This is a genomic window from Devosia honganensis (genome assembly GCF_042648785.1).
GTDB classification, from domain to species: domain Bacteria; phylum Pseudomonadota; class Alphaproteobacteria; order Rhizobiales; family Devosiaceae; genus Devosia; species Devosia honganensis.
The window spans coordinates 47,970-74,094 of the sequence record NZ_JBHRYD010000005.1 but is presented as its reverse complement, the minus strand read 5'-3'; the positions used below and the strand labels follow the sequence as shown (position 1 = coordinate 74,094).

The following is a 26,125-nucleotide window of genomic DNA, read 5'->3' as shown; positions in this document are numbered from 1 at the left end:
GTGGGGAGGGACCGAGGGTGGGGGTGTGTCGCGCACCAGCCCATCATCCCCCCTCCGCCTGTTTGAGAATGATGCGCCCCCGGCTCCGTTCCTCGCGGGCGTTGAGCACCACGGCGAGCAGGATCGCGGCACCGGAAATGGCCATCTGCCAGAAGGGGGAGACGCCGATCACCGGCAGGGCGTTGTTGACGACGCCGAGGAACAGCGCCCCCAGCAGCGCCCCGGCCACCGTGCCGATGCCCCCGGCGATGGAGACGCCGCCGATGACGCAGGCGGCGATGATGGTCAATTCGTAGCCGCTCGCCACCTCGACCGAGGCGATCACGTAGCGCGAGATCCACAGATAGCCGCACAGGCCCGAAATCGCCCCCGAGAGCACGAAGGCGAGGAATTTGGTCCGCCCCACATCGATGCCGGTATAGACGGCGGCGGTGGGGTTGACGCCGATGGCGTAGAAGGCGCGGCCCTGCGCGGTGCGCGTCATCAGCACATAGACCAGCCCCGCCACCGCGATGGCGAACCAGCTCAATATCGGCAGGCCAAGGAAGGCGCCGCGCTGGAGCTGGATGAAGGCGGGGCTCATCTGCGCGGCATTGACCCAGGCGCCGCCGGAGATGACGAAGACCAGCCCGCGGAAAATGGTCAGCGTGCCCAGCGTCACCACGATGGGCGGGATATCGAGCTTCCACACCAGAATGCCGTTGAAGCCTCCCAGCACCGCCCCCACCACCACGCAACCGGCGATCAGCAGCGGAATGGGGATCATCGGGAAGGCGGCATTGGTCATGGCCACGATCATCCCGGTCAGCGCCAGGTTGGAGGCCATGGACAGATCGATCGAGCGGGTGAGGATCACCGCCATCTGCCCCAGCGCCAGCATCATCAATATGGAGGTGTCGTTGAAGATGGTCAGCAGGTTGCCGGGCTGGGAAAAGCGCGGGAAGCGCAGCGTCACCAGCACGATGACGGCGATGATGGCCAGGGCCAGCCAGATTTCGCGGGACTTCACGAGCCTGGTCATGCCGCCTGCTCCCCGGCGATGCCGGCGGCGAGGCGCACCAGCGTTTCGGGCTCGAGGTCCCGGTTCTCGAGAATGTCCACCACCAGCCCCTCGCGCATCACCACGATGCGGTCGCTCATGCCCAGCACCTCGGGCAGTTCCGAGGAAACCATGATGACGCTGAGGCCCTGCGCCACCAGTTCGCCCATGAATTCATGCACCGCCGCCTTGGAGCCGATATCGATGCCCTTGGTGGGCTCGTCGAGGATGATCACCCTGGGCAGCGTCGCCAGCCATTTGGCGATCACCACCTTCTGCTGGTTGCCGCCCGACAGGGTCGAGACGTTCTGGCTCAGCGAGGAGGCGCGCAAATCGAGCCGTTCTGTATAGGTGCGCGCCAGCCGGAATTCCTCGGCCAGCCGCAAAAAGCCCGCGCGGCTGGTCTTGGAGAGGCTGGGCAGCGAGACGTTCTTGAAGATCGGCTCGCCGGTGACGATGCCCTGCTTGCCGCGTTCCTCGGGCACATAGACGATGCCGGCCTCCACTGCGTCGGCGGGCGATCCGGGGGCGATCGCCCTGCCCCCCAGCGTCATGGTGCCGCCCGAGGGCCGGGTCATGCCGAACACCGCCTGCATCACCTCCGAGCGCCCCGCGCCCACGAGGCCGTAAAATCCCAGGATCTCGCCCTTGCGGACCGAAAACGAGACCTTGTCGAATTCGGTGGGATGGCTGAGCCCGTCCACCGCCAGCACAACGTCGCCGATCTCCACCTGGCGCGGCGGGAAGATCTGGTCGACCGAGCGGCCCACCATCAGCCGGACGATCTCGTTTTGCGGCGTGTCGCGGATGAAGCCCTTGCCCACCATCTCGCCGTCGCGGAACACGGTGTAGCGGTCGGCGATGCGATAGATTTCGTCGAATTTGTGCGAGATGAACAGGATCGCCTTGCCGTCCTGCCGCAGCAGGTCGACCAGCACGTAAAGTTCCTCGATCTCCTTCTGGCTCAGCGCCGCGGTGGGCTCGTCCATGATCACCACCTGCGCGTCGACCGACAATGCCCGCGCCACCGCCACCAGATGCTTCTTGGCGATGCCCAGCTCCTTGAGCGGCATGGCCGCGTCGATGCCGGCAGCCATGGCATCGAGGGTCTTTTGCGCCTCGGCCCGCATGGTCGTCCAGTCGATGAGGCCGAAGCGGTTTTTCGGCGCATGCCCGAGGTAGATGTTCTCGGCCACGCTCAATTCGTCGAACAGCACGGTTTCCTGGTGGATGGCGGTGATGCCCGCCTCGGAGGCGGAGATCGCCGTGGGCAGGCTCACCGCCCTTCCCCCGACGCGGATTTCCCCGCTATCGGGCTGGTAGATGCCGGTCATCACCTTCACCAGCGTCGACTTGCCCGCCCCGTTCTCCCCGATCAGCGCCGTCACCTCGCCCGGATAGAGCTCCAGCGACACCTCATGCAGCGCCCGCACGCCCGGAAAGCTCTTGGAGATGCCCGAAAGGGTCAGGATGGGTTCGGTCATGAACGGGAATTTCGCTTCTTTTGCTGTCCATCCCATTCCACCGGGTCATTCCCGCGAAAGCGGGAATCCCTGTTGAAAGGAAACGGAGATTCCCGCTTTCGCGGGAATGACACTGAGGCGGCGGGGGTCCGGTGCGTGCACCGGACCCTTATGCACCTCAGTAGATCGTCGAGAATTCCTCGATATTGGACGCGTCGAACTGGAACGGCGCGGCCATGGCGGCGGAATTGGTGTCGTCCAGCGTCACCTCGCCCACCTTGCCGATGGAGAAGGTGGCGCCGGGCGCCGCTTCCTCGCCCTCGATCAGCGCATTGGCCAGATAGATCGCCGAATAGCCCAGGTCGATCGGGTTCCACAGGGCCACCGCCTGGCTGGCGCCATTGTCGATGAACTGCTTGAACTCGGACGGCAGGGCCAGGCCCGTGACGTTGATCTTGCCGATCAGGTCCATGTCGGTCACCACCTGCGCGGCGGCGACCACGCCCACCGTGGTCGGGGCGATGATGGCGTCCAGATCGGGATAGGCGGCGATCAGGCCACGGGCTTCTTCCGTCGATTTCACCGAATCGTCGTCGCCATAGACCACGGCCACGAGATTGATATTGGGGAACTTTTCGGGAATGGCGGCCTTGGCGGCCTCGATCCAGGCGTTCTGGTTGGTGGCGGTGGAGGCGGCCGACAGGATCGCCACGTCGCCGCCCTCGGGCAGATGGTCGGCGGCCAGCTTGATGATGGTCTCGCCGATCAGGTCCACGTCGGAGGGGTTGAGGTGGATCTGGCGGCCTTCGGGGGCGACGCCGGAGTCGAAGGAGACCACCTTGATGCCGCGCTCCATGGCGCGCTGCAGCGAGGGCACCAGCGCGTCGGGGTCGTTGGCCGAGATGGCGATGGCGTCCACCTGCTGGGCGATCAGCGAGTTGACCACCTCGATCTGCGCTTCGGCGGTGGCGGCGGTGGGGCCGGTATAGATCACCTCGATATCGCCCAGTTCGGCGGCGGCTTCCTGGGCGCCCTTGTTGGCAGCGTCGAAAAAGCCGTTGCCCAGCGACTTCACCACCAGCGCGATGCGGGTCTGGGCCATTGCCGGGGTGGCGAGGAGCACGGCGGCGGTGGCCGTCGCGGCGAGCAGTTTCCAGAGTTTCATGGTTTTCCTCCCGGGAAAATATGGTTGCTTGGTTCGTCCTTCGCGTTCAGGCCACCGTAGCCCGGTCGGCCTGAACGGTCGCGTCCGCCACGATGAGCCGCACGCCCGCTGCTTCCAGCATCTGGCGGTCCTCGTCGCGGATGCCGCTGTCGGAGATGACGGCGGCAATTCGGTCGAGCCCGCACAGGATGAGGCTCGAGCGTCCCGAAAATTTCGATGAATCGGCCAGGAGGATCAATTCCTCGGCCTGCCCGATCAGCGCCAGTTCCGACTGCACCACCATGGGGTCGGCCTCCATCAGCCCGTGCGGGCCGACGCCCTGGCAGCCGATGAACATGCGCTTGGCATAGAAATGGCTCGCCACCACCCCGCCGAAGGGCGAGAGGATGACGTTCTGCTCGCGATAGATGGTGCCGCCGGGAATGACGACCGAATTGCGCGAGTGATGGATGAGGAATTCGGCGATGGCGAAGCTGTTGGTGAAGACGCTCAGCCGCTTGCCGGTCAAATAATGCACCATCTGGTAGGTGGTGGTGCCGCCATTGATGATGACGGTCTCGCCGTCATGGCACATTTCGGCGGCGGCGCGCGCGATCGCCCGCTTCTGCGCGATGTTGATCGTTTCGTTGACCGAGAAGGTCCGCCCCACCAGCGCGTGCTCGGAGGGCGGGTTGATCGCCTCGGCCCCGCCGCGCACCCGGCGCAGCCGGCCCTCCAGATGCAGCGCGGCGATGTCGCGGCGGATGGTGGCTTCCGACGATCCCGTCACTTCGCACAATTCGGCCACCGTCACCATGGGACGGGTCTGGGCCGCGGCCAGAATGACGCGATGACGTTCCGTTTCGTGCAAAAGAGGTTCCTCCTGCTTGCATTTGCTTTCACCAAAACCGGGCAAAGTCAATCACTCAATCGCCGATTTCCGTCACAAGCGCGCATTGATGACCAGTCATGATCGTTTCTGATTGACACCGCGCGCCGATCTATGGCCATGTGCCGGCAGCGGGCATCCGCCGGCCGCCGCGCTCCGCCGGCGGGCCGATGCCGTGCGGATTGCCATCCGACGCCATTTTGCAACGCTTTTGTTCTTTGGGAGAACCCGATGTCCACAGCACCCAAGCGCCTCCAGAACCTGTGGGACGATGCCAGGGCCGCGTCCATGACCGAGCCGGAGCGCCTGGTCTATCGCTCCAACCTCCTGGGCTCGGACAAGCGCGTCACCAATTACGGCGGCGGCAACACCTCCTCCAAGATCTGGCAGAAGGACCCGCTGACCGGCGAGGAGGTCGAGGTCCTGTGGGTGAAGGGGTCGGGGGGCGACAATGCCTCGATCCGGCTCGATGGCTTCGCCACGCTCTATATGGACAAGCTGCGGGCCCTCAAGGGCCTTTATCGCGGCGTCGAATTCGAGGACGAGATGGTGGGCTATCTGCCCCACGCCACCTTCAACCTCAATCCGCGCGCCGCTTCCATCGACACGCCGCTGCATGCCTATGTGCCCCGGCCTTACGTCGATCACATGCACCCCGACGCCATCATCGCCATCGCCGCCTCGAAGAACTCGAAGGAGCTGACCGAAAAGATCTTCGGGGGCACGATCGGCTGGCTGCCCTGGAAGAAGCCCGGCTTCGAGCTGGGCCTGTGGCTGGAGAAATTCTGCCTCGAAAACCCCGAAGCCGAGGGCGTCGTCCTTGAATCGCACGGCCTCTTTACCTGGGGCGATACGCCCAAGGAGTGCTACGAGACCACGCTTCGCATCATCAACCAGGCCATCGAGTGGTTCGAGACCGAGACCGCGGGCAAGACCGTTTTCGGCGGCAGGGCGGTGGACAGCCTGCCGGCCGATGAGCGCCGCGCCGTCGCTGCCCGCCTGATGCCGGCCATTCGCGGCTTCATCTCCGAGGACAGCCACAAGCTGGGGCATTTCGACGACAGCGAGGCCGTCCTCGAATTCGTCAATTCCAACGATTTGCGGCCCTTGGCGGCTTTGGGCACCTCCTGCCCCGACCATTTCCTCCGGACCAAGATCCGCCCGCTGGTGGTCGATTTCGATCCGGCCAATCCCGATATCGACGGGGTGATCGCCGGGCTGGCCGACCAGATCGCCGCCTATCGTGCCGATTACGCCGCCTATTACGAGCGCTGCAAGCGCGCCGACTCCCCGGCCATCCGCGATCCCAATGCCGTGGTCTATCTCGTCCCCGGCGTGGGCATGCTGACCTTCGCCAAGGACAAGGCGACGGCCCGCATTTCCGGCGAGTTCTACGTCAACGCCATCAATGTGATGCGCGGCGCCTCGACCGTCTCGGAATATCGGGGCCTCGACGAACAGGAGGCCTTCGACATCGAATACTGGCTGCTCGAGGAAGCCAAGCTGCAGCGCATGCCCAGGCCCAAGTCCCTCGCCGGCAAGATCGCCCTGGTCACCGGCGGCGCCGGCGGCATCGGCAAGGCCACCGCCGCCCGGCTGCTGCGCGAAGGCGCCTGCGTGGTGCTGGCCGATATCGACCAGGCCGCGCTCGATGGTGCCACCGCCGAGCTTTCCGAGGTTTTCGGCAAGGATTTCGTCCGCCCGGTCAATATCAACGTGACCAGGGAAGAGCAGGTCACGGCCGGCTTTGCCCATGCGGTGGTCGAATTCGGCGGGCTCGATATCCTCGTCTCCAATGCCGGCCTCGCCTCCTCCGCTCCGATCGAGGAGACGACGCTGGAGCTGTGGAACAAGAACATGGACATCCTGTCCACCGGCTATTTCCTCGTGTCGCGCGAGGCGTTCCGCCTGTTCCGCGCCCAGAAGATCGGCGGCAATGTCGTCTTCGTCGCCTCCAAGAACGGGCTCGCCGCCTCGCCCAACGCCGCCGCCTATTGCACCGCCAAGGCCGCCGAGATCCATCTGGCCCGCTGCCTGGCCCTCGAAGGCGCGGAGGAGCAGATCCGCGTCAACACCGTCAATCCCGACGCGGTGCTGCGCGGCTCCAAGATCTGGGCCGGCGAATGGCTCGAACAGCGCGCCTCGACCTACAAGACCGACAAGGAGGGCCTGGAGGACATGTATCGCCAGCGCTCCATGCTGAAGCGCTCCGTCTTCCCCGAGGACATCGCCGAAGCCATCTATTTCTTCGCCAGCGAGGCCTCGGCCAAGTCCACCGGCAATATTCTCAACGTCGACGCGGGCAACGCCCAGTCGTTCCCGAGGTAAATTTGAAAAGGGGTAGAAACCCCTCACCCGTCTCGGGCTTCGCCCGATCCACCCTCTCCCTCAAGGGGAGAGGGGAGCACCGCAGATGGGGAGGCACCGCGCCTTCCTTCTCCCCTTGAGGGAGAAGGTGCCCGAAGGGCGGATGAGGGGTCTTCTCAGGGAGACACAATGACCGACACCATCATCGACACATCCGTCATCCAGGCCGAGAACGCCAGGCGCGAGGCCGATCTGCGCCGCGATTATGAATCGCTGGGCGAGCGGCTCGACCGGCGCGGCATCGCCATCGACGCCATCAAGGAAAAGGTCGCCGGCTTTTCCGTCGCCGTGCCCTCCTGGGGCGTGGGCACCGGGGGCACGCGCTTCGCCCGCTTTCCCGGCCCCGGCGAGCCGCGCGACATTTTCGACAAGATCGAGGATTGCGCCGTCATCTCGCAGCTGACCCAGGCGACGCGCAGCGTCTCGCTGCACATTCCGTGGGACAAGGCCGATCCGAACCGGCTGAAGCAGGCCGCCAGCCGCTTCAATCTCGGCTTCGACGCCATGAATTCCAACACCTTCTCGGATGCGAAGGGCCAGCTTCAGAGCTACAAGTTCGGCTCGCTCTCGGCCGCCGATTCCGGCACCCGTCAGCAGGCGATCGAGCACAATCTGGAATGTATCGAGATCGGCCGGACCATCGGCTCCAAGGCGCTCACCGTGTGGATCGGTGATGGCTCCAACTTTCCGGGCCAGACCAATTTCACCACCCAGTTCGAGCGCTATCTGGCCTCGATGAAAGAGGTCTATGCCGCCCTGCCCGAGGACTGGCGCCTGTTCACCGAACACAAGATGTATGAGCCGGCCTTCTATTCGACCGTGGTTCAGGATTGGGGCACCAGCTATCTGACCGCGACCGAACTGGGCGAGAAGGCGTTCTGCCTCGTCGATCTCGGCCACCATGCGCCCAACGTCAATATCGAGATGATCGTCGCCCGCCTCGCCCAGTTCGGCAAGCTCGGCGGTTTCCATTTCAACGACAGCAAATATGGCGACGACGATCTGGATGCCGGCTCCATCGATCCGTTCCGCCTGTTCCTGGTCTTCAACGAGCTGGTGGACGCCGAGAGCCGCTACGCCGATTTCCGGCCCGCCCACATGCTCGACCAGAACCACAACGTCACCGATCCGATCGAATCGCTGATGCTTTCGGCGGCCGATGTGCAGCGCGCCTATGCGCAGGCGCTGGCGGTGGACCGGGCGGCATTGGTTGCAGCCCAGGATGCTAACGATGCGCTGGCGGCCACGCAGGAGTTGCGGCTGGCCTTCCGCACCGATGTGGAGCCGATCCTGGCCCTCGCCCGCTTCGAGCAGGGCGGCGCCATCGACCCGCTCGCCACCTACCGCGCCGCCGGCTACCGCGCCAAGGTCGCCGAAATCCGTCCCAAAGTGGAAGGCGGCACCGGCGGTATCGTCTGACCGCTCCAACACCCCAAAGGTGGGGGCGAACGGACCGGTGGAGCAATCCTCCCCTGGCACACCGACCCCACCCCCCATCGCTGCCCTCGAGTCGAAGCCCGAGGGCAGCGATGGGGGAGTTCGTTCTATTTTCCTCACCCCCTTCGTCATTGCCGGGCTTGTCCCGGCAATCCACCTTTGCCGCGCTCCCGGACCGCCGGGACAAGCCCGGCGGTGTCCTGTCTCTCCCCTATTTCATCGTCGGCATCTGGAATTCCGCGCCGTCCTTGATGCCGCTGGGCCAGCGGCTGGTGACCGTCTTGGTGCGGGTCCAGAAGCGGATGGAGTCGGTGCCGTGCTGGTTGAGGTCGCCGAAGGCGCTGGCCTTCCAGCCGCCGAAGCCGTGATAGGCCAAGGGCGTGGGGATGGGGACGTTGACGCCGACCATGCCGATGCTGACCCGCGAGGCGAAATTGCGCGCCGCGTCGCCGTCGCGGGTGAAGATCGCCGTGCCGTTGCCGAAGGGATTGTCGTTGACCAGTTGCAAGGCGTCCTCATAGCTCGCCGGACGGACCACACTCAGCACCGGCCCGAAGATTTCTTCCTTGTAGATGTCCATCTCCGGCGTCACCCGGTCGAACAGGGTCGGGCCGACGAAATAGCCGTTCTCATAGCCCTGGAGCGAGAAGCCGCGCCCGTCGACCACGAGGTCGGCGCCCTGCTCCACCCCTCTGGAAATCAGCGTCTTGATGCGCTCCTGGCTGGCCCGGGTGATCACCGGGCCCATTTCGCTGGCCGCGTCGGTGGCCGGGCCCACCTTGAGCGCTTCGAGGCGCGGCTTCAGCGCCGCGACGATGCGGTCCGCCGTTTCCTCGCCCACCGGCACCGCCACCGAAACCGCCATGCAGCGCTCGCCGGCCGAGCCGTAGCCGGCGCCCATCAGCGCGTCGACGGCCTTGTCCAGATCGGCGTCGGGCATGATCACCATGTGGTTCTTGGCGCCGCCGAAGGCCTGCACGCGCTTGCCGTTCTGGGCGGCGGCGGCATAGACCTGGCGGGCGATGGGGGTGGAACCGACAAAGCTGATGGCCCCGATCTGCTCATGGGCGATGATGGCGTCCACCACCGGTTTGCCGCCATGCACGACATTGAGGATGCCCTTGGGCAGGCCGGCCTCGAGCGCGAGCTGCGCCAGCCGCACCGGCACGGACGGATCGCGCTCGGAAGGTTTCAGGATGAAGGCATTGCCCGCCGCGATGGCCGGCGAAAGCATCCAGAGCGGGATCATGGCCGGGAAATTGAACGGGGTGATGCCCGCTCCGATGCCCACCGGCTGGCGCATGGAATACATATCTATCCCCGGCCCCGCGCCTTCGGTGAATTCTCCCTTGAGCAGGTGGGGGGCGCCGGCGACGAATTCGGCCACTTCCAGCCCGCGCAGAATGTCGCCCTTGGAGTCATCGACGGTCTTGCCATGTTCCGCACTCAGCAGCACCGCCAGCTCGTCCATGTGCTGGTTGATCAGCGCCACGAAGTTGAAGAAGACCCGCGCCCGGCGCTGCGGATTGGTGGCGGCCCATTGCGGCTGCGCCGCCGCCGCCGAGGCCACCGCCGCCTCGAGATCGGCCGCGCCGGCCAGCGCGACACGTGCCTGCACCTCGCCGGTCGCGGGGTTGAACACGTCCTGGAACTCGCCCGACTGGCCCTGGGTCTCGCTGCCGTCGATGAAATGGCCGATTGTGCGCATGAAAATGCCTCCTTGGTCGGAGGATTTTTTCGCACTATGCTTTTAGCACAGCAACGTCAGAATATTTGCATCCGTTGTGCAAAAAGGGATGAACGATGAACTGGGACGACGCCCGCATCTTCCTGGCCGTGGCCCGCAAGGGGCAGATATTGGGGGCGGCCCGGTCGCTGGGGCTCAACCACGCCACCGTGGCGCGGCGCCTCACCGCGCTCGAGGAGGCATTGGGCAGCATGCTGTTCCGTCGCCGGACCAATGGCACCGAGCTGACCGCCCAGGGCGAGCGGTTCCTGGCCTTTGCCGAGATCATGGAAAGCGCCAGCCTGGGCGCCGCCGAGGCCAGCGGGGCCGACAGCGCGGTCGAGGGCACGGTGCGGGTCGGCGCGCCGGACGGGTTCGGCGTCGCCTTCCTGGCTCCGCGTCTGGGCGAGCTGGTCGAGCGCCATCCGGGGCTGCGGATCGAGCTGGTGCCGGTGCCGCGCGCCTTCTCGCTCTCGCGCCGCGAGGCCGATATCGCGGTGACGCTGGAGCGCCCGCGCGAGGGCCGGCTGGTGGCGCGGAAGCTCACCGATTACCGGCTCGGCTTTTACGCCGCGGCGCGCTATCTCGCCGTCCATGGGGCCCCGGAAAACCTCGCCGGCCTCGCCGCCCATCGTCTCGTGGGCTATGTGGAGGACCTGCTCTATGCCGCCACGCTCGACTATACCGCCGAGTTCCTCAAGGACTGGCGCTCCACCATCGCCATCTCCTCGGCCATGGGCCAGACCGAGGCGGTCCGGGCCGGGGCCGGCATCGGCATCCTGCACGCCTTCATGGCGAAAAGCGATCCGGCGCTGGTGCCGGTGCTGCCCGGCCACACGCTCACCCGCGCCTACTGGATCGTCATGCACGAGGATTTGCGCAGCCTCCGGCGCGTCGGCCTCGTCGCCGATTTCCTCGTGGAGATCGTTTCGCGCGACCGCGCCATGTTCTGAAAGCCGCTTGCCCGCAACCCGCTTTGGCCTAAAACAGCTCCATGTCCAAAACCACGCCAGCCACCCAGGCCCTCACCAGAGCCGGCATCGCCTTCAGCCTCGCCCGCTACGATTATGACGCCGATGTCGGGCGGGTGGGGCTGGCCGCCGCCGAGGCGCTGGGCGTCTCGCCGGCGGAAGTGTTCAAGACGCTGATGGCCGAGCTCGACGGCAAGCCGGTCTGCGCCATCGTGCCTTCGGACGAGGAGGTCAACATGAAGAAGCTGGCGGCGGCGCTGGGGGGCAAGTCGGCGCAGATGATGAAGCCGGCCGATGCCGAGCGCCTGACCGGCTACCGGGTCGGGGGCATCAGCCCGCTGGGCCAGCGCCGCCCGGTTCCCGCCGCTCTCGACGAGTTGGCGAGCCTATATGAGGAGATTTTCATCAATGGCGGGCAGCGGGGCCTGCAGATCCGCATCCGCCCCGACGATCTGGTGCGCGCCCTGGGGTGCACCTGGGCCGATCTGGTGCGGTGAGGCTCGCGTCCATGGCCCGGAAACGACAAAAGGCGCCCCGGTGGACGCCTTCATCGGATGACTTGGAGGTCAGTGTCGCTTAGGCGACGTAGGTGCCGCGGGCAATGGCCTTGATGTCACCCTTGGTGATGCCCAGATCGTTGAGCTGGCGGCTGTCGAGAGCGTTCAGCTCGCGCAGGGTGCGCTGGTAACGGGCAAAGTCGGCAATCTTCTTGGCAAAGTTCATTTTGGTTCCCCTTCTGTTTGATGACCCTTATCTAGACCATTCAGGTCGTCTTTAGTAGGGCTCAAACTGCACAGCCGTTATGCGCCCAGCGCAAGGGCTGCGAAGTGCAACCCTTCTTTACGACTTTTCCACAGGACAGAGAAACCGCTGGCCGGATGGGGTAATTCATTGATTTCCATTGAAAATCCGGGCGCTGCCAGGGCAGCGCCCGGTCGTTCCGGCTCATGCGAGCCATGCGCTCATGGTTTATCGGAGCTTACCTGGCGCTGGGCGGCGCGGTCTTCACGCATCTCGAACCACATGGCGTTGAGAATGCCGAAGGTGCAGGCCAGACCGAGGCCGAGGATCCAGGAAAAATACCACATGGCGCGCTCCTAATAGGCGTTGGGGTTCTTGCCGAGGCTGTCGCTCGACACGGTGCCGCGCATCACCCGGAACACCCAGCCGGTATAAAGGACGATGATCGGCAGGAAGAACACGGTCATCAGCAGCATGACGAAGAGCGTCAGATGGCTGGAGGACGCGTCCCAGAGCGTCAGGCCCGCCTGCGGCACCGTCGAGGACGGCAGCAGGAACGGAAACAGCGACAGGCCCGCCGTTGAGACGATGCCGATGATGCCCGCGCTGGAGCCGGCCAGCGCCAACAGTCCCCGCCGCGTCCGCAGCCCGAGAACGGCGATGGCGAGGCCGGCAAGGCCGAGCGCCGGCGCGGCGATCATCCAGGGATAGGCGCCGAAATTGCTCAGCCACCCGCCGCGCGCCAGCTCCACCGTCTTGCCCAGCGGATTGATGGGGGCGTGCGGATCGATGACGCTGGTGATGACGTGACCGTCCATGCTCGCCACCCACACCCCGCCCAGGGCGAACAGCGCCATGGTGGCGAGGCCCGACCAGGTGCCGTAAAGGCGCGCCCGCTCGGCGGTCGGCCCCTCGGTGCGGCCCACGATCACGGCGGCGCCCTGGGTCACGATCATCCCGAGGCTGACGAGACCCGCCAGCAAGGCGAAGGGCGTCAGCAGCTGGAAGAAATTGCCGGTATAGAAGATGCGCATGGTGTCATCGAGATAAAAGGGCGCCCCCAGCAGCACGTTGCCCACCGCCACGCCCATGATCAGCGCCGGCACGAACCCGCCGATGAACAGGCCCCAATCCCATGCCGTGCGCCAGCGCCGGTCCTCGATCTTGCCGCGGAACTTGAAGCCGACCGGCCGCAGGATCAGCGCCAGCAGGATCACGATCATGGCAAGGTAGAAGCCGGAGAAGCTCACCGCGTAAAGCGGCGGGAAGGCGGCGAAGATGGCCCCGCCCCCCAGGATCAGCCAGACCTGGTTGCCTTCCCAGGTTGGTCCGATGACGTTGAGCAGCACCCGTCTTTCGGCATCGGTCCGTGCCGCGAAGGGCAGCAGCGCCCCCACCCCCAGGTCGCGCCCGCCCATGACGGCGAAGCCGATCAGCAATATGCCCAGCAGCAGCCACCAGATCAGCCGCAGGGTTTCATAGTCGAGCGGAATGGTGCTCATGATCCGAGCTCCTTGTTGGCTGGGGTGGCGGGCAGGCCGGCCATGACGAAATCCTCGTCCTCGTCGGCGGCGAACAGCTTGTCCTTGGGCCCGGCGCGGACGATGCGGATCATCAGCATGACCATGATGACGAAGAGCACCGTATAGAGCAGCACGAAGAAGCTCAGCGACAGCACCAGGTCGAGCACGGTGAGGCCCGAGGCGGCGTAGAAGGTGGGCAGTACGCCCTCCACCACCCAGGGCTGCCGGCCGAATTCGGCGATGAACCAGCCGCTCTCGATGGCGATCCAGGGCGTGGGCAGCAGGAACACCGTGAACCACAGCAGCGGCTTGTTGGTGTCGAGCCAGCCGCGCGAGGCGCGGTAGAACCACAGGGCGAAGAAGGCGATGTAGAAAAAGCCCAGCCCCATCATGATGCGGAAGGTCCAGAACAGCGGCCAGACCCCGGGCACGGTGTCGGCGGCGGCCATGGCGATTTCCGCGTCCGTGGCGTTCTCCACGTCCTCCCGGTATTTCTTGAGCAGCAGGGCGTAACCCAGATCGGGCCAGTGCTCCTCGAAGACGGCGCGCGCCGCTTCGTCGCTGCCGTCGGCGCGGATTTGCTGCAAGGCCGTATAGGCCACCGTGCCGGTGCGGATGCGGTCCTGGGCGCGGTCCACCAGCTCGTCGATGCCGGGCAGTTCTTCGGTGAAGGAGCGGGTGGTGATCAGCCCGCCGACCCAGGGCACCGAGAGCGAGAAGACCGGTCTTCCGTCCTCGCCGGGAATGGCCAACAGCGACCAGGAGGCGGGCGCCGGCTCGGTATGGTACATGGCCTCCAGCGCCGCGATCTTCATCTTCTGGTGCTCGGTCGCCACATAGCCGCTCTCGTCGCCCAGGACCACCACCGACAGGGCCGAGGCGAGGCCGAAGCTGACCGCGACCACCGCCGAGCGCTTGGCCAGTTCCACATGCTTGCCGCGCACGAGATAGAGCGCCGAAATGGCCAGCACGAAGACGGCGCCGCAGAGATAGCCGGCGCTGACCGTGTGGACGAACTTGGCCTGCGCCACGGGGTTGAACACCACCGCCATGAAATCGGTGATTTCCATGCGCATGGTGTCGGGGTTGAACTTGGAACCCACCGGGTTCTGCATCCAGCCATTGGCGACCAGGATCCAGAGCGCCGAGAAATTGGCGCCCAGCGCCACGAGCCAGGTGACGATCAGATGGCCGATCTTGCTCAGCCGGTCCCAGCCGAAGAAGAACAGGCCGACAAAGGTGGCCTCGAGGAAGAAGGCCATCAGCCCCTCGATGGCCAGCGGCGCGCCGAACACGTCCCCGACATAGTGGCTGTAATAGCTCCAGTTCATGCCGAACTGGAATTCCATGACGATGCCGGTGGCCACGCCCATGGCGAAATTGACGCCGAACAGCGTGCCCCAGAACAGGGTCGCCTTGCGCCAGATGTCGCGCCCCGTCATCACATAGACGCTTTCCATGATGGCCATGATCACGGAAAGGCCGATGGTGAGGGGAACGAAAATGAAGTGATACATGGCGGTGGCCGCGAATTGCCACCGGGAGAGATCAACGACGAGCATGTCCATCATGACATAATTGCCCTTTTGTTGCGCAGCCTGTCGGGGCCGCCACTAGCCGTCTCCTAGCCCCAGCGCGAGGGGCGTTGCCTTGATATAGATCAACGCCGCCCCCGGAGGGCACGCCTAGAAGATGGCTCGGATTTCCGGCACTTCAACCGAAAGGATACGCCTTCCGTGACCTTGCAGCATAGAGTGGCCGGCCGTGCTCTCGGCCGCCTGCGCGGGCAGGGCGGCACGGCCTTGTGGGTTTCGCTGCTGGCGCCGCTCGCCGGCGGGCTGTTGCTGGTCTGGCAGGCCTGGGTGCTCGCGGGCCTTCTGGGCGGCGCCATCGAAAGGGGCGAGCCGGCCGCAGCGCTGCTTCCGGGCGTGGCGCTGGTCGCCGCCCTGCTGCTGGCCCGCGCGGCCCTGGGGACGCTGGGCGAACAGGCCGGCATCGTCGGGGCCGAGGCCATCAAGCGCCATCTCCGGCAGGCGCTGTTCGCGCAGGTGCTGGCCCGCTCGCCGCGCCGGGCCGAAGCCGCCGCCTCGGGCGCCGCCGCCACCGCCATCGTCGATCAGGTCGAGGCGCTGGACGGGTATTTTGCCCGCTATCTGCCGGCCTCCGTGCAGGCCGCCCTGCTGCCGCTGGTCTTCGGCGCCATCGTGCTGCCGCTCGACTGGGTGGCGGGATTGCTGTTCCTCGTCTCGGCGCCGCTGATCCCGGTCTTCATGGCGCTGGTGGGCTGGGGCGCGCAACTCGCCACCGACCGGCAGGCACAGGCCCTCAGCCGCCTCGGCGGACGGTTCAGCGACCGGTTGCGGGGCCTCTTGACGCTCAAGCTGTTCGGGCGCGAAGAGGCCGAGACCGCCGGCATCGTCGCTGCCAGCGAAGCATTGCGCAAGCGCTCGCTGCGCGTGCTGCGCATCGCCTTCCTTTCCTCGGCCGTGCTCGAATTCTTCGCGGCGCTGGGCGTGGCCGGCGTCGCGCTCTATGTGGGCCTGACCTTCATCGACTACCTGCATCTGCGCACCAGTCCCCTGACCCTGTCCACCGGGCTGTTCCTGCTGCTGATGGCGCCGGAAATCTACAATCCCCTGCGCCTCCTGGCGGCGCACTACCACGACCGCGAACAGGCCCGGGCGGCGCTGGAGGAGATCGGCAAGCAGCTCGGTCCGCTGCCCGAAGCCGCCGTCCTCCTCGCGGACGTCCCCCCGCGCCCCGGTCCGGCCATTGCGGTCGCCATCGACGATCTGACCCTGCGCACCCCCGATGGCGCGCGCGCCGTTCTGGACCGGTTCCGCCTCGACGTGGCGCCGGGCGAGCATATCGCCATTCTGGGGCCCAGCGGCTCGGGCAAGTCGACCCTGATGGAAGCCATTGCCGGGCTGCGGGACCATGACGGCGGCCTTCTTCTCGAGGGACGCCCCCTCGGCGAATGGCCCGAGGCCGAACTGCGCGCCCGCACCTTCCTTCTGGCGCAGAAACCGCGCATTCTGCACGCCTCCATCGCCGACAATATCGCGCTTGCCGACCCCGGCGCCTCGCGTCCGCTTATCGAACGCGCCGCCTCGCTGGCCCGGGTGGACGGGTTCGCTGCGGCGCTGCCGCAGGGCCTCGATACCGTCATCGGCGAGGACGGGGCGGGCCTTTCGGGCGGGCAGGCCCAGCGCGTCGCCCTGGCCCGGCTCTTCCTGCGCGATGCCGGGCTCATCCTGCTCGACGAGCCCACCGCCCATCTCGACGCGGCGCTGGAGGACGACATCGTCTCCGCCATTGTCGACTTCGCCGCCGGCCGCACCCTGATCGTCGCCACCCATTCCGAGGCGGTCGCCGGGCGCCTCGGCAGGGCAGTGCGGATCGCGGCGGAAGGCCGGGCCGCGCCCGCCGGCCGGCGCCGGAGGCAGGCATGAAAGCGCTGCTCGCCTTCGCTCCGCTCTTTCTCCGCCGCAGCCGCGCCTGGCTCCTGGCGCTGCTGCTGTCGCTCATCACCCTTTTGGCCGGCACGGCGCTGCTGGGCACCTCGGGCTGGTTCATCACCGCCACGGCGCTGACCACGGCGGGCCTCGCCTTCAATCTCTTCGTGCCTTCCTCGCTGGTGCGGGGCTTTTCCTTCATCCGCATCGTCGCCCGCTATGGCGAGCGGCTGGTGGGGCACGACGCCACGCTGCGCCTGTTGTCGGATTTGCGCGGCTGGCTGTTCGCGCGGCTGTTTCCGCGCCTGCCCCTGCCCGACCGCTCGATACGCCATGGCGATCTGGTCAGCCGCCTCACCGCCGATATCGATGCGCTCGACACCGCCTTTCTCGTCGCCATCGGCCCCTGGCTGTCGGCCTTGCTGGTCGGCGCCGGCATGACCGCCTTGCTGGCCGTGCTGCTGCCCGGCGCCGCCCTTGCCTATGGCCTGGCCATGGGCGGGGCGCTGGTCGCGGTGCCGGCCGCCATGGTCCTGTGCGGCCGCGGCGCCGGCCGCGCCAGCGTCGAGGCGGGGGCCGAGATGCGCATGGCGGTTCTCGACGGCGTGGCCGGCCATGCCGATCTCGTGGTGCTGGGGGCCCTGGGTTCGGCGGCGCGGCGGTTCGATGCAACCACCGCCTTTGCCTCCGGGCAGCGCCGCCGTCTCGGCCGCCAGGCGGCGCTGGGCGGCCTCGCCGTGCAGGGCCTGGGCGCCGTCGCCCTTGTGGGCACGCTCTGGGCCGGCCTCGTCGCGGTCGAGGCCGGCGCCCTCGAGGGGCCGGTCATGGCGGGGCTGCTGCTGGCGGTGCTGGGCAGTTTCGAGGTCACCGGCACCATCGTGCGCAGCGTCGGCAAGGCCACCGCCGCCATGGCGGCCGCCGAGCGGCTCACCGCGCTGGCCGAGCTGCCCGCGCCGGTCCAGGAGCCGGCCTCTCCTCAGCCCCTCCCCCGGGCCGGCGCCATCGCCTTCGAGGAGGTCACCTTCGCCTATCCCGGCCTGCCGCCGGTGCTCGAAGAGCTGTCGCTCACCGTCGCGCCGAGCGAACGGGTGGCCATCGCCGGTCCCAGCGGCATCGGCAAATCGACCCTGCTGCGCCTGCTGCTGCGGCTGGCCGACCCGCAGGCGGGCCGGATCGGCATTGGCGGCGTCGCGCTGACCGCGCTGCGCAGTGCCGACATCCATGCCCATATGGCGCTGCTCAGCCAGGACAGTCCCGTCTTCATCGATACCATCCGCAACAACCTGCTCATCGGCCGTGCCGGCGCCGCCGAGGACGACCTGTGGGCGGCGCTCGCCGACGCCCAGCTCGCCGGCCACGTCGCCAGCCTGCCGCAGGGCCTCGATACGGTGGTGGGCGAAGCCGGGCGCACGCTGTCCGCCGGACAGGCGCGCCGGCTCTGCCTGGCCCGCGCCCTGCTCTCGAAGGCGCCCGTCCTGCTGCTGGACGAGCCCACCCACGCCCTCGACCGCGACACCGAGATCGCCTTCTTCCGCGTCCTCGCCGCCGCCGCCACGGGCCGGACCGTCATCATGGTCACCCACGCCGCCATCCCCGAAGGCACGGTCGACCGCATCCTCACCCTGCGCGACGGAAAGCTGGTCTAAACGGTTCGGGATTGTGCTGAAGCAGTCCGCTCTCGTTTGGCCGCATGCCCGCCACCAGCGTCACCACCCGACTTGTCCGGGCAATGACGGGTGGAAGTTTTTCAACCCTGCCCCTATCCGCAGCGGAGCCGCAGCCGCGCCAGGTCGGGCACGGTGATGCGCCGGTGGCTGGCGATTCCGATGACGCCGTCGGCCTTGAGCCTGCTGAGCTGGCGGCTGACCGTTTCGATGGTCAGACCGAGGAAATCGGCGATGTCGGCGCGGCTGAGCGGCAGGTCGAAATCGGCCCGCTCCTCATTGGCATCCTCGTGGGTGGCGATGAGATAGAGGAAGCTCGCCACCTTTTCGACGGCGGTCTTGCGGCCCAATGTCACCATCCATTCGCGGGCCTCATCGAGCTCGCGCAGCGCCTGCAGCATGATCCGGCGTTCGAGGCGCGCGCTCTGCGCCATCGCCGTTTCGAGCACATTCTTGGGGATGAGGCACAAATCCACGTCCGACGCCGCCGCGGCGCTGACCCGGCTTTCGGTGGCGAAGGGCCGGCCGAGCAGGTCGGGCGCGAATTGCAGGCCCACCACCTGCTGCCGGCCGTCCTCGAGGATTTTCGAAAGCTTGACGACGCCGCGCCGCACATTCGCATAGGTGGAAATGGGCATGGCGTCGGCCATCAGTTCCTCGCCCGCCGGGCGCCGCACGCGGCGCGACAGCTTGAGCAACTGGGCAAGCTGGGCGCCGTCGAGCACGCCGCATATGCCCTGGTGACGCGCCGGGCAGCGCTGGCACAGCGCCGGAACATTGGAATCGGGGACTGTCTGACGAACCGTCTGCATGGCTTGGCTCCTGACGCGCCCAGACATAGCCCCGCGGCCGGACCGGTTTAAGTCGCAGGATTGTCGCTGTGCCAACCCGTCGCACATGGCATTGCGGAATCCATCCCTTGACCTTCCAATGGTGGGAAGGTCTATATGGAGCGGGAAGAGGTGAAACCATGACCCAGCACGCCCATCATCATTCCGCTTCCACAACGCCCGTGACGCTCGACATAGCCGGCATGAGCTGCGCCTCCTGCGTATCGCGGGTGGAGAAGGCACTGCTCAAGGTGCCCGGCGTCGAGACCGCCTCGGTCAATCTGGCGACCGAGCGCGCCACCATTGCAGGGGGCGAGGTCGACGCCCTGCTCGCGGCCGTCCAGAAGGCCGGCTATCAGGGCACGCTGCGCCGGGCCGACGCTCCGGCGCACGACCATGGCCATCATCACGACGAGGACGCCGCCATCCTCAAGCGGGACGTCATCGTCTCAGGCGTGCTGACGCTGCCGCTTTTCGTGCTCGAAATGGGCGGGCATGTCTATCCGCCCTTCCATCACTGGCTGCTGGATATGGTTCCGCTCCAGGTTCTGCACGTCCTCTACTTCGTGCTGGCGACGCTGGTGCTGTTCGTGCCCGGCCTGCGGTTCTTCCGCATCGGCATTCCCGCCCTGCTGCGCGGCGCGCCGGAGATGAATTCGCTGGTGGCGCTGGGGGCGGGCGCCGCCTGGCTCTATTCCAGCCTCGTCACCTTCGCCCCGCAACTGGTGCCGGCCGAGACGCGCCACGTCTATTTCGAGGCGGCCGCCGTCATCGTCACCCTCATCCTGGTGGGGCGCTGGCTCGAGGCGCTCGCCAAGGGCCGCACCGGCGAGGCCATCAGGCAATTGATGCACCAGCAGGCCCGCTCGGCCCGGGTGGAGCGGAACGGCGACCAGATCGAAGTACCGATCGAACAGGTGCATGTGGGCGACATCGTGCTGGTGCGCCCCGGCGAGAAGATCGCGGTGGACGGCGAAATCCTCGATGGCGCCAGCCATGTCGACGAATCGATGATTTCGGGCGAGCCGCTGCCCGTCTCCCGCACCGCCGGCGACGAGGTCATCGGCGGCACGCTCAACACCTCGGGCAGCTTCCGCTTCCGCGCCACCAAGGTGGGCGCCGACACCATGCTGGCGCAGATCATCCGCATGGTCGAGGACGCGCAGGCCGGCAAGCTGCCCATCCAGGCGGTGGTCGACCGCATCACCGCCGTCTTCGTGCCCATCGTCATCGGCCTTGCCATCCTCACCGCCATCGTCTGGATGCTGATCGGCCCCGAGCCCAGGCTCACCTATGCGCTGGTCAATGCCGTGGCCGTGCTGATCATCGCCTGTCCCTGCGCGATGGGGCTGGCCACGCCCATGTCCATCATGGTGGGCACCGGCCGCGCCGCCCAGCTCGGCGTGCTGTTCCGCCGGGGCGAGGCCCTGCAGCAATTGCGCGACGCCGGCATCGTCGCCTTCGACAAGACCGGCACCCTGACCGAAGGCAGGCCGGTCTTGACCGACCTCATCGCCGCCGAGGGGTTCGGGCATGACGAGGTGCTGGCGCTGGTCGCCGCCGCCGAGTCCCGTTCCGAGCACCCCATCGCCACCGCCATCGTCGCGGCGGCCGAAAAGGCGGGGATCGCCCTGCCCGCGGTCGACGGCTTCGAGGCTTCTCCCGGCCATGGCGTCACCGCGACCATCGGTGGCCGCAAGGTCGAGGTGGGATCGTCCCGCCTGCTGGCGGGCCTCGACCTCTCCCCCTTCCGGACCGCCGTGGAACGGCTCTCCTCCGAAGGCAAGACGCCGGTTTTCGCCGCGGTGGACGGCCGCCTCGCCGCCGCCATCGTCGTCGCCGACGTCATCAAGCCGTCCAGCAAGGCGGTCGTCGATGCCCTGCATGAAATGGGCCTCAAGACGGCGATGATCTCCGGGGACAACCGCCGCACCGCCCAGGCCATCGCCGCCCAGCTCGGCATTGACGAGGTGCAGGCCGAAGTCCTGCCCGCCGACAAGGTCGAGGCGATCAAGGCGCTGCGGGCCGGCGGCCGCGTGGTGGGCTATGTCGGGGACGGCATCAACGACGCGCCGGCCCTGGCCGAGGCCGATATCGGCATCGCGGTGGGCAGCGGCACCGACGCGGCCATCGAAAGCGCCGACGTGGTGCTGCTGGGCGGCGACCTCAGGGGCGTGCTCAATGCCATCAAGGTCAGCCGGGCGACGCTCCGCAACATCTGGGAGAACCTGTTCTGGGCCTTCGGCTACAACGTCCTGCTCATCCCCGTCGCCGCGGGCGTGCTCTATCCGGCCTTCGGCATCCTGCTCTCGCCGATGATCGGCGCCGGCGCCATGGCGCTGTCCTCGGTCTTCGTGGTGGCCAATGCGCAGCGCCTGCGCGCCGTGAAAGGAGTGCAATTGTGAATATCGGACAGGCTGCCGAACGTTCGGGCGTCTCGGCCAAGATGATCCGCTATTACGAGCAGATCGGCCTCATCGCCCCGCCGCGCCGCACCGACAGCAATTACCGCGTCTACGGGCCCGACGAGGTCCATGTGCTGCGCTTCATCAAGCGGGCGCGCACGCTGGGCTTTTCGGTCGAAGAGACCTCGGCGCTGCTCGGCCTGTGGCAGGACCGGTCGCGGGCCAGTTCCGAGGTCAAGGACATCGCCTCCGGCCACATTGCCGAGCTCGAAACCAAGATCGCCGAACTCGAGGGCATGGTGCGCACGCTCCGGCATCTGGTCCATTGCTGCCAGGGCGACGACCGCCCCGACTGCCCCATCCTCGACGATCTCGCCGGCCACGCGCCGGAGAAAGGACACTGACATGACCGAAAAAACCGTCTTCGCCGTCAACGACATGACCTGCGGCCATTGCGCCGGCACGATCCGCGCCGCCCTCGAAAAAGCGCTGCCCGGCGCCGCCGTCGAGATCGACCTCGCCAGCCATCGCGTCAGCTTCACCGGCGACCGGGCCAAAGGCGAAGCCGCCATCCGCGACGCCGGCTACACGCCCGAAACAGCCTGACGATCGCCCTGCCGCCTCCTCCTCCTTCGTCATTGCCGGGAGTTGGAGAAGGCGCGCTGGGGTTGGGATTTTCTACTATGGATAAATCCCGCCGACGCTGCCCTCGGGCTCCGACCCGAGGGCCTGTCGCGGCGGCCGCGGTACTTGTCTTGAAGCATTTGCCTGCAACGAACGGCCCTCGGTCGGAGCCCGAAGTCCCCTCCCGACCGCCCCCGACAAAAAAGGGGCGCCTTACGGCGCCCCTCTCCCCATCCGTTCCAGGAGGATCAGAACGGGCTGTCGGGGAAGTAGAACTGGGCGGCGTTGTCGGGGGTCACCAGCGGGGCGCCCAGGATGTATTCGCCCTGCACCGGGCCGTTGGAGGTGAAGTTGGCGACCGTCACGTCCATGGCGGTGGCGATCATCGCGGGCGGATAGAGCACGTCGACCGGGATAAGTTCGTCCCCGTCCATGATGCCCTTGATGACATCCTTCATGCCGGCGCCGCCGACGATGAACATCTCGCCCTCGCGGCCCGCCTGCCGGACCGCCTCGACCACGCCCATGGCGATATCGTCGTCCTGGGCCCAGACCCCGTCGATATCGGGGAAGCGCGAGAGGAAGTCCTGCATCACCTCGAAACCGTCGTCGCGGTTCCAGTTGGCGAACTGGTTGTCGAGCACGTTGATGCCCGACCCCTCGATGCCGGCCATGAAGGCGTCGAAGCGCTCGGTGTCGATCACGGTGGGAATGCCGCGCAGGATGACGATATTGTCGCCCTCGCCCAGCCGGGTCTTGAAATATTCGGCCGAGACCTCGCCCATGGCGGTGTTGTTGCCGGCGACATAGACGTCCTGGATCGAGGTGTCGGGCAGGCCGCGATCGACCACGGTGATGAAGGCGCCGGCGGCCTTGGCCTGGCGCACCGGCTCGACCAGCGGATCGGATTCGAAGGGCAGCACGACGAGGGCGTCGATCTGCTGCACCGAGATCAGGTCCTCGATGTCGCCGGCCTGGTCGGCCGGGCTGTCGGCGGTGACCAGGATGATGTCGATATTGGAATGCAGCGCCTCGAGGCGCTTTTCGGCCTCCTGGGCGTGCCAGTTGAGGCCGCCGGCCCAGCCATGGGTCGCGGCCGGAATGGAAACGCCGATCTTGACCTGGTCCTGGGCCAGCGCGGCGCCGGCAAGGGCGGTGGTTGCCGCCAGCGCCAGGGTCAATGCCTTCATAGACATGGATAGTCCTCCCTTGAATATGGCGCTTCTGGCGCCGGTTTTGCCCGCCCCGTCGGGGCCGGGAACTGAATGCGTCACTCGGCCTTTTTCGCGCGCCGGCCGGCCCGGAGGCTGCCGCGCTGCAGATAGACCGCCGCGACGATGATCACGCCCTGCACCGCCCCGTTGAGATAGTTCGAGATGATGTCGGTGAGGTTGAGGATATTGCCGATGGCGGTGAGGATCAGCGCGCCGATGACCGTGCCGCCGATGCGCCCGTAGCCGCCCTTGAGCATGGTGCCGCCGATGATCACCGCGGCGATGGCCTCCAGCTCCCAGAGCACGCCGGTGGCCGAGGAGGCCGAGCCCAGGCGCGGCACGTAGATGATGGTGGCGAGCGACACGCAGAGCCCTTGCAGGATGTAGGTAACGGTGCGCACCCGGTCGACCTTGATGGCCGAATAGCGCGCCACCTGCTCGTTGGAGCCGATCGCCATGCAATAGCGCCCGAAGGCGGTGCGGTTCATCACCACCCAGCCGATGATGGCGACGATGATGAAAACCCAGACCGGATAGGGAATGCGCAGGAAGCTGTCGTAATAGACCGGGCGGTAGATCTCGCGCGCCGCATTGTTGAGCGAGAGCGTGCCGCCATCGGCGAAATAGGTGATCAGCGAGCGGTAGATGCCCATCGTGCCCAGGGTCACGATGAAGGCCTCGATCTTGGCCTTGGTGGTGAGGAAGCCGTTGATGAAGCCGGCGCCGATCCCCAGGATCACCGAGCAGCCCACGCCCAGCAGCACCGTCCAGACCGAGGCGCCCATGCTGCCCACGGCCCAGTTCATGACGATGATCATCATGCCCGCGATGAAGGCGGCCATGGAGCCCACCGACAAATCGATGCCGCCGGCGGTGATGACGAAGGTGCCGCCCACCGCGATGATGCCGATAAAGGCCGAGCGGGTGAGCAGGTTGGTGATATTGCCCTCGTTGAGGAAGGCGGGATTGAGGCTGTAGCCCAGGATCACCAGCAGCACCAGCGCCAGGAGCGGCCCGGCGGTCTTGAGGTCGATGCCGAAGGCCCGGGCGGGCCTGCTCGTGGTTTCAGGCACTGAGACGCTCATTTTCCCCACCCTGCTTGATGCCGGCCGCATAGCGCATGATTTCCGCTTCCGTGATTTCGGCGCCTTCCAGCACCCCCGCCATGCGCCCCTGTCGCATGACCACCACGCGGTGCGACAGGCCGATGACTTCCTGCATTTCCGAGGAAATGACGATGATCGACTTTCCCTCGGCGGCCAGCGCCGCGATGATGTGATAGATTTGTTGCTTGGTGCCCACGTCGATGCCGCGCGTCGGTTCGTCCATGATGACGATTTCCGGGTCGCTCTCCATGGTCTTGCCCAGCATCAGCTTCTGCTGGTTGCCGCCCGAGAGCTGGCCGACGCGCACCGAGGGGTCGCGGGCGCGGATATCGAAGCGCCGCACCGCCCGCTCCAGCGCCTTCTCCTCGCTGCCGCCGTCCAGGAAGCCGAGGCGCAGATGCTTGCGCAGCGTCAGCAGGGTCAGATTGGGTTGCAGCCCCATATTGAGCAGCAGCCCCCTGCCCTTGCGGTCCTTGGTCATATAGGCAAGGCCGGCCCGGACCGATTGCGACACGTCCGGGAAGTCGGCCGGGGCGCCGAAGGCGGCGACCGTTCCCCCGCTTTTGCGGGCAAGGCCGACAATGGCCTCGGCCACCGCCGTACGCCCGGAGCCGATCAGCCCGGCAAAGCCCAGGATCTCGCCGCGCCGCAGGTCGAAGGAAATGCCCGAGATCCCCGGCGCCGCGAGGTCGCGCACCGACAGCACCACTTCGGCATCGACATCGGGCTCGTGCTTGGGCGGGTAGAGGTTGGAGAGTTCGCGCCCCACCATCATCTGGGCGATGGAATCGGGGGTGAGGTTTTCCGTGCCCACCGTGGCGATGAGCTGGCCGTCGCGCAGCACCGTGACCCGGTCCGCCAGTTCCATGATCTCGTCGAGCTTGTGGGAAATGAAGATCACCGCCACGCCCTTGGCGGTCAGGCGCCGGATCTGCTCGAACAGGGTCTGCGTCTCGGCCACCGAAAGCACCGAGGTGGGCTCGTCCATGATGATGACGCGGGCGTCGCGGCTGATGGCCTTGGCGATCTCGACCATCTGCTTGTCGGCCACCGAAAGCGTGTTGATGCGCGCGTCGGGATCGATATCCACGTGCAGGAGGTCGAGAATGGCCCGGGTCTGGCGCCGCATCTCGGCGAGCCGGAGGAAGGGGCCGGAGCGCAGTTCGCGTCCGAGAAAGATCGAGTCCGAAACGCTCAGGTGCTCGGCCAGCAGCAATTCCTGATGGATGACGACGATGCCCATGGAAGCGGCTTCGCCATTGGGCGGCAGCACGACGGTGCGGCCGTCATAGGTGATCGAGCCGGAGGTGGGCTGCTCGATGCCCGAGAGAATCTTGATGAGCGTGGATTTTCCCGCGCCGTTCTCGCCGATGATGGCGTGGACCTCGCCGGGGCGGACGTCGAAATCGATGGAGAACAGGACCGGGATTTCCCCGAAGGACTTGGAAATCCGGTGCGCCGACAGGATCGGCGGCACGTCCGCGTCTGGCGCATCCTTTGTGTCCATATCCCCTCCCCGGGCCGGCC

The 26,125-nt window shown here is 66.8% G+C and carries 22 protein-coding genes; 9 read left to right on the top strand and 13 right to left on the bottom strand.

What is annotated here, in order from left to right; translation table 11 throughout:
• Positions 1-43: 43 nt before the first annotated feature.
• From ACFOOL_RS07285 to ACFOOL_RS07270, 4 genes are all read right to left on the bottom strand, one after another.
• A complete protein-coding gene (locus ACFOOL_RS07285; RefSeq protein WP_380096261.1) occupies positions 44-1,021 on the bottom strand; it encodes an ABC transporter permease in 978 nt (325 codons plus the stop codon).
• Complete coding sequence (locus tag ACFOOL_RS07280; RefSeq protein ID WP_380096259.1) at positions 1,018-2,523, bottom strand: sugar ABC transporter ATP-binding protein; 1,506 nt, start codon at positions 2,521-2,523, stop codon at positions 1,018-1,020. Before ACFOOL_RS07280 ends, ACFOOL_RS07285 begins: the two co-directional genes overlap by 4 nt.
• 157 nt (positions 2,524-2,680) lie before the next feature.
• Positions 2,681-3,667: a rhamnose ABC transporter substrate-binding protein gene (gene rhaS / locus ACFOOL_RS07275; protein WP_380096257.1), complete on the bottom strand. Its 987-nt coding sequence runs from the start codon at positions 3,665-3,667 to the stop codon at positions 2,681-2,683.
• Between the two features lie 46 nt (positions 3,668-3,713).
• Positions 3,714-4,517 carry a DeoR/GlpR family DNA-binding transcription regulator gene (locus ACFOOL_RS07270; protein ID WP_380096255.1) on the bottom strand — a complete coding sequence of 268 codons (804 nt, stop codon included), beginning with the start codon at positions 4,515-4,517 and terminating at the stop codon, positions 3,714-3,716.
• Positions 4,518-4,766: 249 nt separating this feature from the next.
• On the opposite strand from ACFOOL_RS07270, the gene ACFOOL_RS07265 reads away from it, so the two are divergent.
• Positions 4,767-6,863, top strand: a complete 2,097-nt coding sequence (locus ACFOOL_RS07265) for a bifunctional rhamnulose-1-phosphate aldolase/short-chain dehydrogenase (protein WP_380096253.1) — start codon at positions 4,767-4,769, stop codon at positions 6,861-6,863.
• A gap of 168 nt (positions 6,864-7,031) precedes the next feature.
• Positions 7,032-8,321 carry an L-rhamnose catabolism isomerase gene (gene rhaI / locus ACFOOL_RS07260; RefSeq protein ID WP_380096251.1) on the top strand — a complete coding sequence of 430 codons (1,290 nt, stop codon included), beginning with the start codon at positions 7,032-7,034 and terminating at the stop codon, positions 8,319-8,321.
• A 229-nt stretch (positions 8,322-8,550) separates the two neighbouring features.
• Here rhaI and ACFOOL_RS07255 read toward each other — a convergent pair whose 3' ends face one another.
• Entirely contained in the window at positions 8,551-10,047 is a 1,497-nt protein-coding gene (locus ACFOOL_RS07255) for a CoA-acylating methylmalonate-semialdehyde dehydrogenase (RefSeq protein WP_380096249.1), read from the bottom strand.
• A 95-nt stretch (positions 10,048-10,142) separates the two neighbouring features.
• Between ACFOOL_RS07255 and ACFOOL_RS07250 the strand changes: the two genes are divergently transcribed.
• Entirely contained in the window at positions 10,143-11,018 is an 876-nt protein-coding gene (locus ACFOOL_RS07250; RefSeq protein WP_380096247.1) for a LysR family transcriptional regulator, read from the top strand.
• A gap of 41 nt (positions 11,019-11,059) precedes the next feature.
• Complete coding sequence (gene ybaK, locus ACFOOL_RS07245) at positions 11,060-11,533, top strand: Cys-tRNA(Pro) deacylase (protein ID WP_380096245.1); 474 nt, start codon at positions 11,060-11,062, stop codon at positions 11,531-11,533.
• A 79-nt stretch (positions 11,534-11,612) separates the two neighbouring features.
• On the opposite strand, the gene ACFOOL_RS07240 is transcribed toward ybaK, so the two are convergent.
• The 4 genes from ACFOOL_RS07240 to ACFOOL_RS07225 form a co-directional block, all read right to left on the bottom strand.
• Positions 11,613-11,759 carry a DUF1127 domain-containing protein gene (locus ACFOOL_RS07240; protein ID WP_380096243.1) on the bottom strand — a complete coding sequence of 49 codons (147 nt, stop codon included), beginning with the start codon at positions 11,757-11,759 and terminating at the stop codon, positions 11,613-11,615.
• A gap of 239 nt (positions 11,760-11,998) precedes the next feature.
• Positions 11,999-12,124: a cytochrome bd-I oxidase subunit CydX gene (cydX, locus tag ACFOOL_RS07235; RefSeq protein WP_380096241.1), complete on the bottom strand. Its 126-nt coding sequence runs from the start codon at positions 12,122-12,124 to the stop codon at positions 11,999-12,001.
• A 9-nt stretch (positions 12,125-12,133) separates the two neighbouring features.
• Complete coding sequence (cydB, locus tag ACFOOL_RS07230) at positions 12,134-13,279, bottom strand: cytochrome d ubiquinol oxidase subunit II (RefSeq protein WP_380096239.1); 1,146 nt, start codon at positions 13,277-13,279, stop codon at positions 12,134-12,136.
• Complete coding sequence (locus tag ACFOOL_RS07225; RefSeq protein ID WP_380096592.1) at positions 13,276-14,868, bottom strand: cytochrome ubiquinol oxidase subunit I; 1,593 nt, start codon at positions 14,866-14,868, stop codon at positions 13,276-13,278. The genes cydB and ACFOOL_RS07225 overlap by 4 nt, the downstream gene beginning before the upstream one ends.
• 168 nt (positions 14,869-15,036) lie before the next feature.
• On the opposite strand from ACFOOL_RS07225, the gene cydD reads away from it, so the two are divergent.
• Positions 15,037-16,752 (top strand): thiol reductant ABC exporter subunit CydD, encoded by a 1,716-nt coding sequence (cydD, locus tag ACFOOL_RS07220; RefSeq protein WP_380096237.1) that lies wholly within the window; start codon positions 15,037-15,039, stop codon positions 16,750-16,752.
• Positions 16,749-18,401: a thiol reductant ABC exporter subunit CydC gene (gene cydC / locus ACFOOL_RS07215; RefSeq protein WP_380096235.1), complete on the top strand. Its 1,653-nt coding sequence runs from the start codon at positions 16,749-16,751 to the stop codon at positions 18,399-18,401. The genes cydD and cydC overlap by 4 nt, the downstream gene beginning before the upstream one ends.
• 113 nt (positions 18,402-18,514) lie before the next feature.
• Here the strand turns inward: cydC and ACFOOL_RS07210 are convergent, their stop codons facing one another.
• Positions 18,515-19,231 (bottom strand): Crp/Fnr family transcriptional regulator, encoded by a 717-nt coding sequence (locus ACFOOL_RS07210; protein WP_380096233.1) that lies wholly within the window; start codon positions 19,229-19,231, stop codon positions 18,515-18,517.
• Between the two features lie 158 nt (positions 19,232-19,389).
• On the opposite strand from ACFOOL_RS07210, the gene ACFOOL_RS07205 reads away from it, so the two are divergent.
• The 3 genes from ACFOOL_RS07205 to ACFOOL_RS07195 are packed head-to-tail and all read left to right on the top strand — an operon-like array spanning position 19,390 to position 22,260.
• Complete coding sequence (locus ACFOOL_RS07205; protein ID WP_380096231.1) at positions 19,390-21,654, top strand: heavy metal translocating P-type ATPase; 2,265 nt, start codon at positions 19,390-19,392, stop codon at positions 21,652-21,654.
• On the top strand, positions 21,651-22,058 hold the full coding sequence (gene cueR, locus ACFOOL_RS07200) for a Cu(I)-responsive transcriptional regulator (protein WP_380096229.1): 408 nt from the start codon (positions 21,651-21,653) through the stop codon (positions 22,056-22,058). The genes ACFOOL_RS07205 and cueR overlap by 4 nt, the downstream gene beginning before the upstream one ends.
• 1 nt (position 22,059) lies before the next feature.
• Entirely contained in the window at positions 22,060-22,260 is a 201-nt protein-coding gene (locus tag ACFOOL_RS07195; RefSeq protein WP_380096227.1) for a heavy-metal-associated domain-containing protein, read from the top strand.
• Positions 22,261-22,526: 266 nt separating this feature from the next.
• Here the strand turns inward: ACFOOL_RS07195 and ACFOOL_RS07190 are convergent, their stop codons facing one another.
• The 3 genes from ACFOOL_RS07190 to ACFOOL_RS07180 all read right to left on the bottom strand — a co-directional run bounded on the left by ACFOOL_RS07190 (position 22,527) and on the right by ACFOOL_RS07180 (position 26,105).
• Complete coding sequence (locus ACFOOL_RS07190; protein WP_380096591.1) at positions 22,527-23,468, bottom strand: substrate-binding domain-containing protein; 942 nt, start codon at positions 23,466-23,468, stop codon at positions 22,527-22,529.
• 80 nt (positions 23,469-23,548) lie between these two features.
• A complete protein-coding gene (locus ACFOOL_RS07185) occupies positions 23,549-24,577 on the bottom strand; it encodes an ABC transporter permease (protein ID WP_380096225.1) in 1,029 nt (342 codons plus the stop codon).
• Entirely contained in the window at positions 24,558-26,105 is a 1,548-nt protein-coding gene (locus tag ACFOOL_RS07180) for a sugar ABC transporter ATP-binding protein (protein WP_380096223.1), read from the bottom strand. The genes ACFOOL_RS07185 and ACFOOL_RS07180 overlap by 20 nt, the downstream gene beginning before the upstream one ends.
• Positions 26,106-26,125 lie beyond the last annotated feature (20 nt).

Bases quoted from the DNA above. Each gene is read 5' to 3' on its own strand.
- ACFOOL_RS07285 (WP_380096261.1), bottom strand. From the start codon at position 1,021: ATGACCAGGCTCGTGAAGTCCCGCGAAATCTGGCTGGCCCTGGCCATC.
- ACFOOL_RS07280 (WP_380096259.1), bottom strand. From the start codon at position 2,523: ATGACCGAACCCATCCTGACCCTTTCGGGCATCTCCAAGAGCTTTCCG.
- rhaS (WP_380096257.1), bottom strand. From the start codon at position 3,667: ATGAAACTCTGGAAACTGCTCGCCGCGACGGCCACCGCCGCCGTGCTC.
- ACFOOL_RS07265 (WP_380096253.1), top strand. From the start codon at position 4,767: ATGTCCACAGCACCCAAGCGCCTCCAGAACCTGTGGGACGATGCCAGG.
- rhaI (WP_380096251.1), top strand. From the start codon at position 7,032: ATGACCGACACCATCATCGACACATCCGTCATCCAGGCCGAGAACGCC.
- ACFOOL_RS07255 (WP_380096249.1), bottom strand. From the start codon at position 10,047: ATGCGCACAATCGGCCATTTCATCGACGGCAGCGAGACCCAGGGCCAG.
- ACFOOL_RS07250 (WP_380096247.1), top strand. From the start codon at position 10,143: ATGAACTGGGACGACGCCCGCATCTTCCTGGCCGTGGCCCGCAAGGGG.
- ybaK (WP_380096245.1), top strand. From the start codon at position 11,060: ATGTCCAAAACCACGCCAGCCACCCAGGCCCTCACCAGAGCCGGCATC.
- ACFOOL_RS07240 (WP_380096243.1), bottom strand. From the start codon at position 11,759: ATGAACTTTGCCAAGAAGATTGCCGACTTTGCCCGTTACCAGCGCACC.
- cydX (WP_380096241.1), bottom strand. From the start codon at position 12,124: ATGTGGTATTTTTCCTGGATCCTCGGCCTCGGTCTGGCCTGCACCTTC.
- cydB (WP_380096239.1), bottom strand. From the start codon at position 13,279: ATGAGCACCATTCCGCTCGACTATGAAACCCTGCGGCTGATCTGGTGG.
- ACFOOL_RS07225 (WP_380096592.1), bottom strand. From the start codon at position 14,868: ATGGACATGCTCGTCGTTGATCTCTCCCGGTGGCAATTCGCGGCCACC.
- cydC (WP_380096235.1), top strand. From the start codon at position 16,749: ATGAAAGCGCTGCTCGCCTTCGCTCCGCTCTTTCTCCGCCGCAGCCGC.
- ACFOOL_RS07210 (WP_380096233.1), bottom strand. From the start codon at position 19,231: ATGCAGACGGTTCGTCAGACAGTCCCCGATTCCAATGTTCCGGCGCTG.
- ACFOOL_RS07205 (WP_380096231.1), top strand. From the start codon at position 19,390: ATGACCCAGCACGCCCATCATCATTCCGCTTCCACAACGCCCGTGACG.
- ACFOOL_RS07195 (WP_380096227.1), top strand. From the start codon at position 22,060: ATGACCGAAAAAACCGTCTTCGCCGTCAACGACATGACCTGCGGCCAT.
- ACFOOL_RS07190 (WP_380096591.1), bottom strand. From the start codon at position 23,468: ATGAAGGCATTGACCCTGGCGCTGGCGGCAACCACCGCCCTTGCCGGC.
- ACFOOL_RS07185 (WP_380096225.1), bottom strand. From the start codon at position 24,577: ATGAGCGTCTCAGTGCCTGAAACCACGAGCAGGCCCGCCCGGGCCTTC.
- ACFOOL_RS07180 (WP_380096223.1), bottom strand. From the start codon at position 26,105: ATGGACACAAAGGATGCGCCAGACGCGGACGTGCCGCCGATCCTGTCG.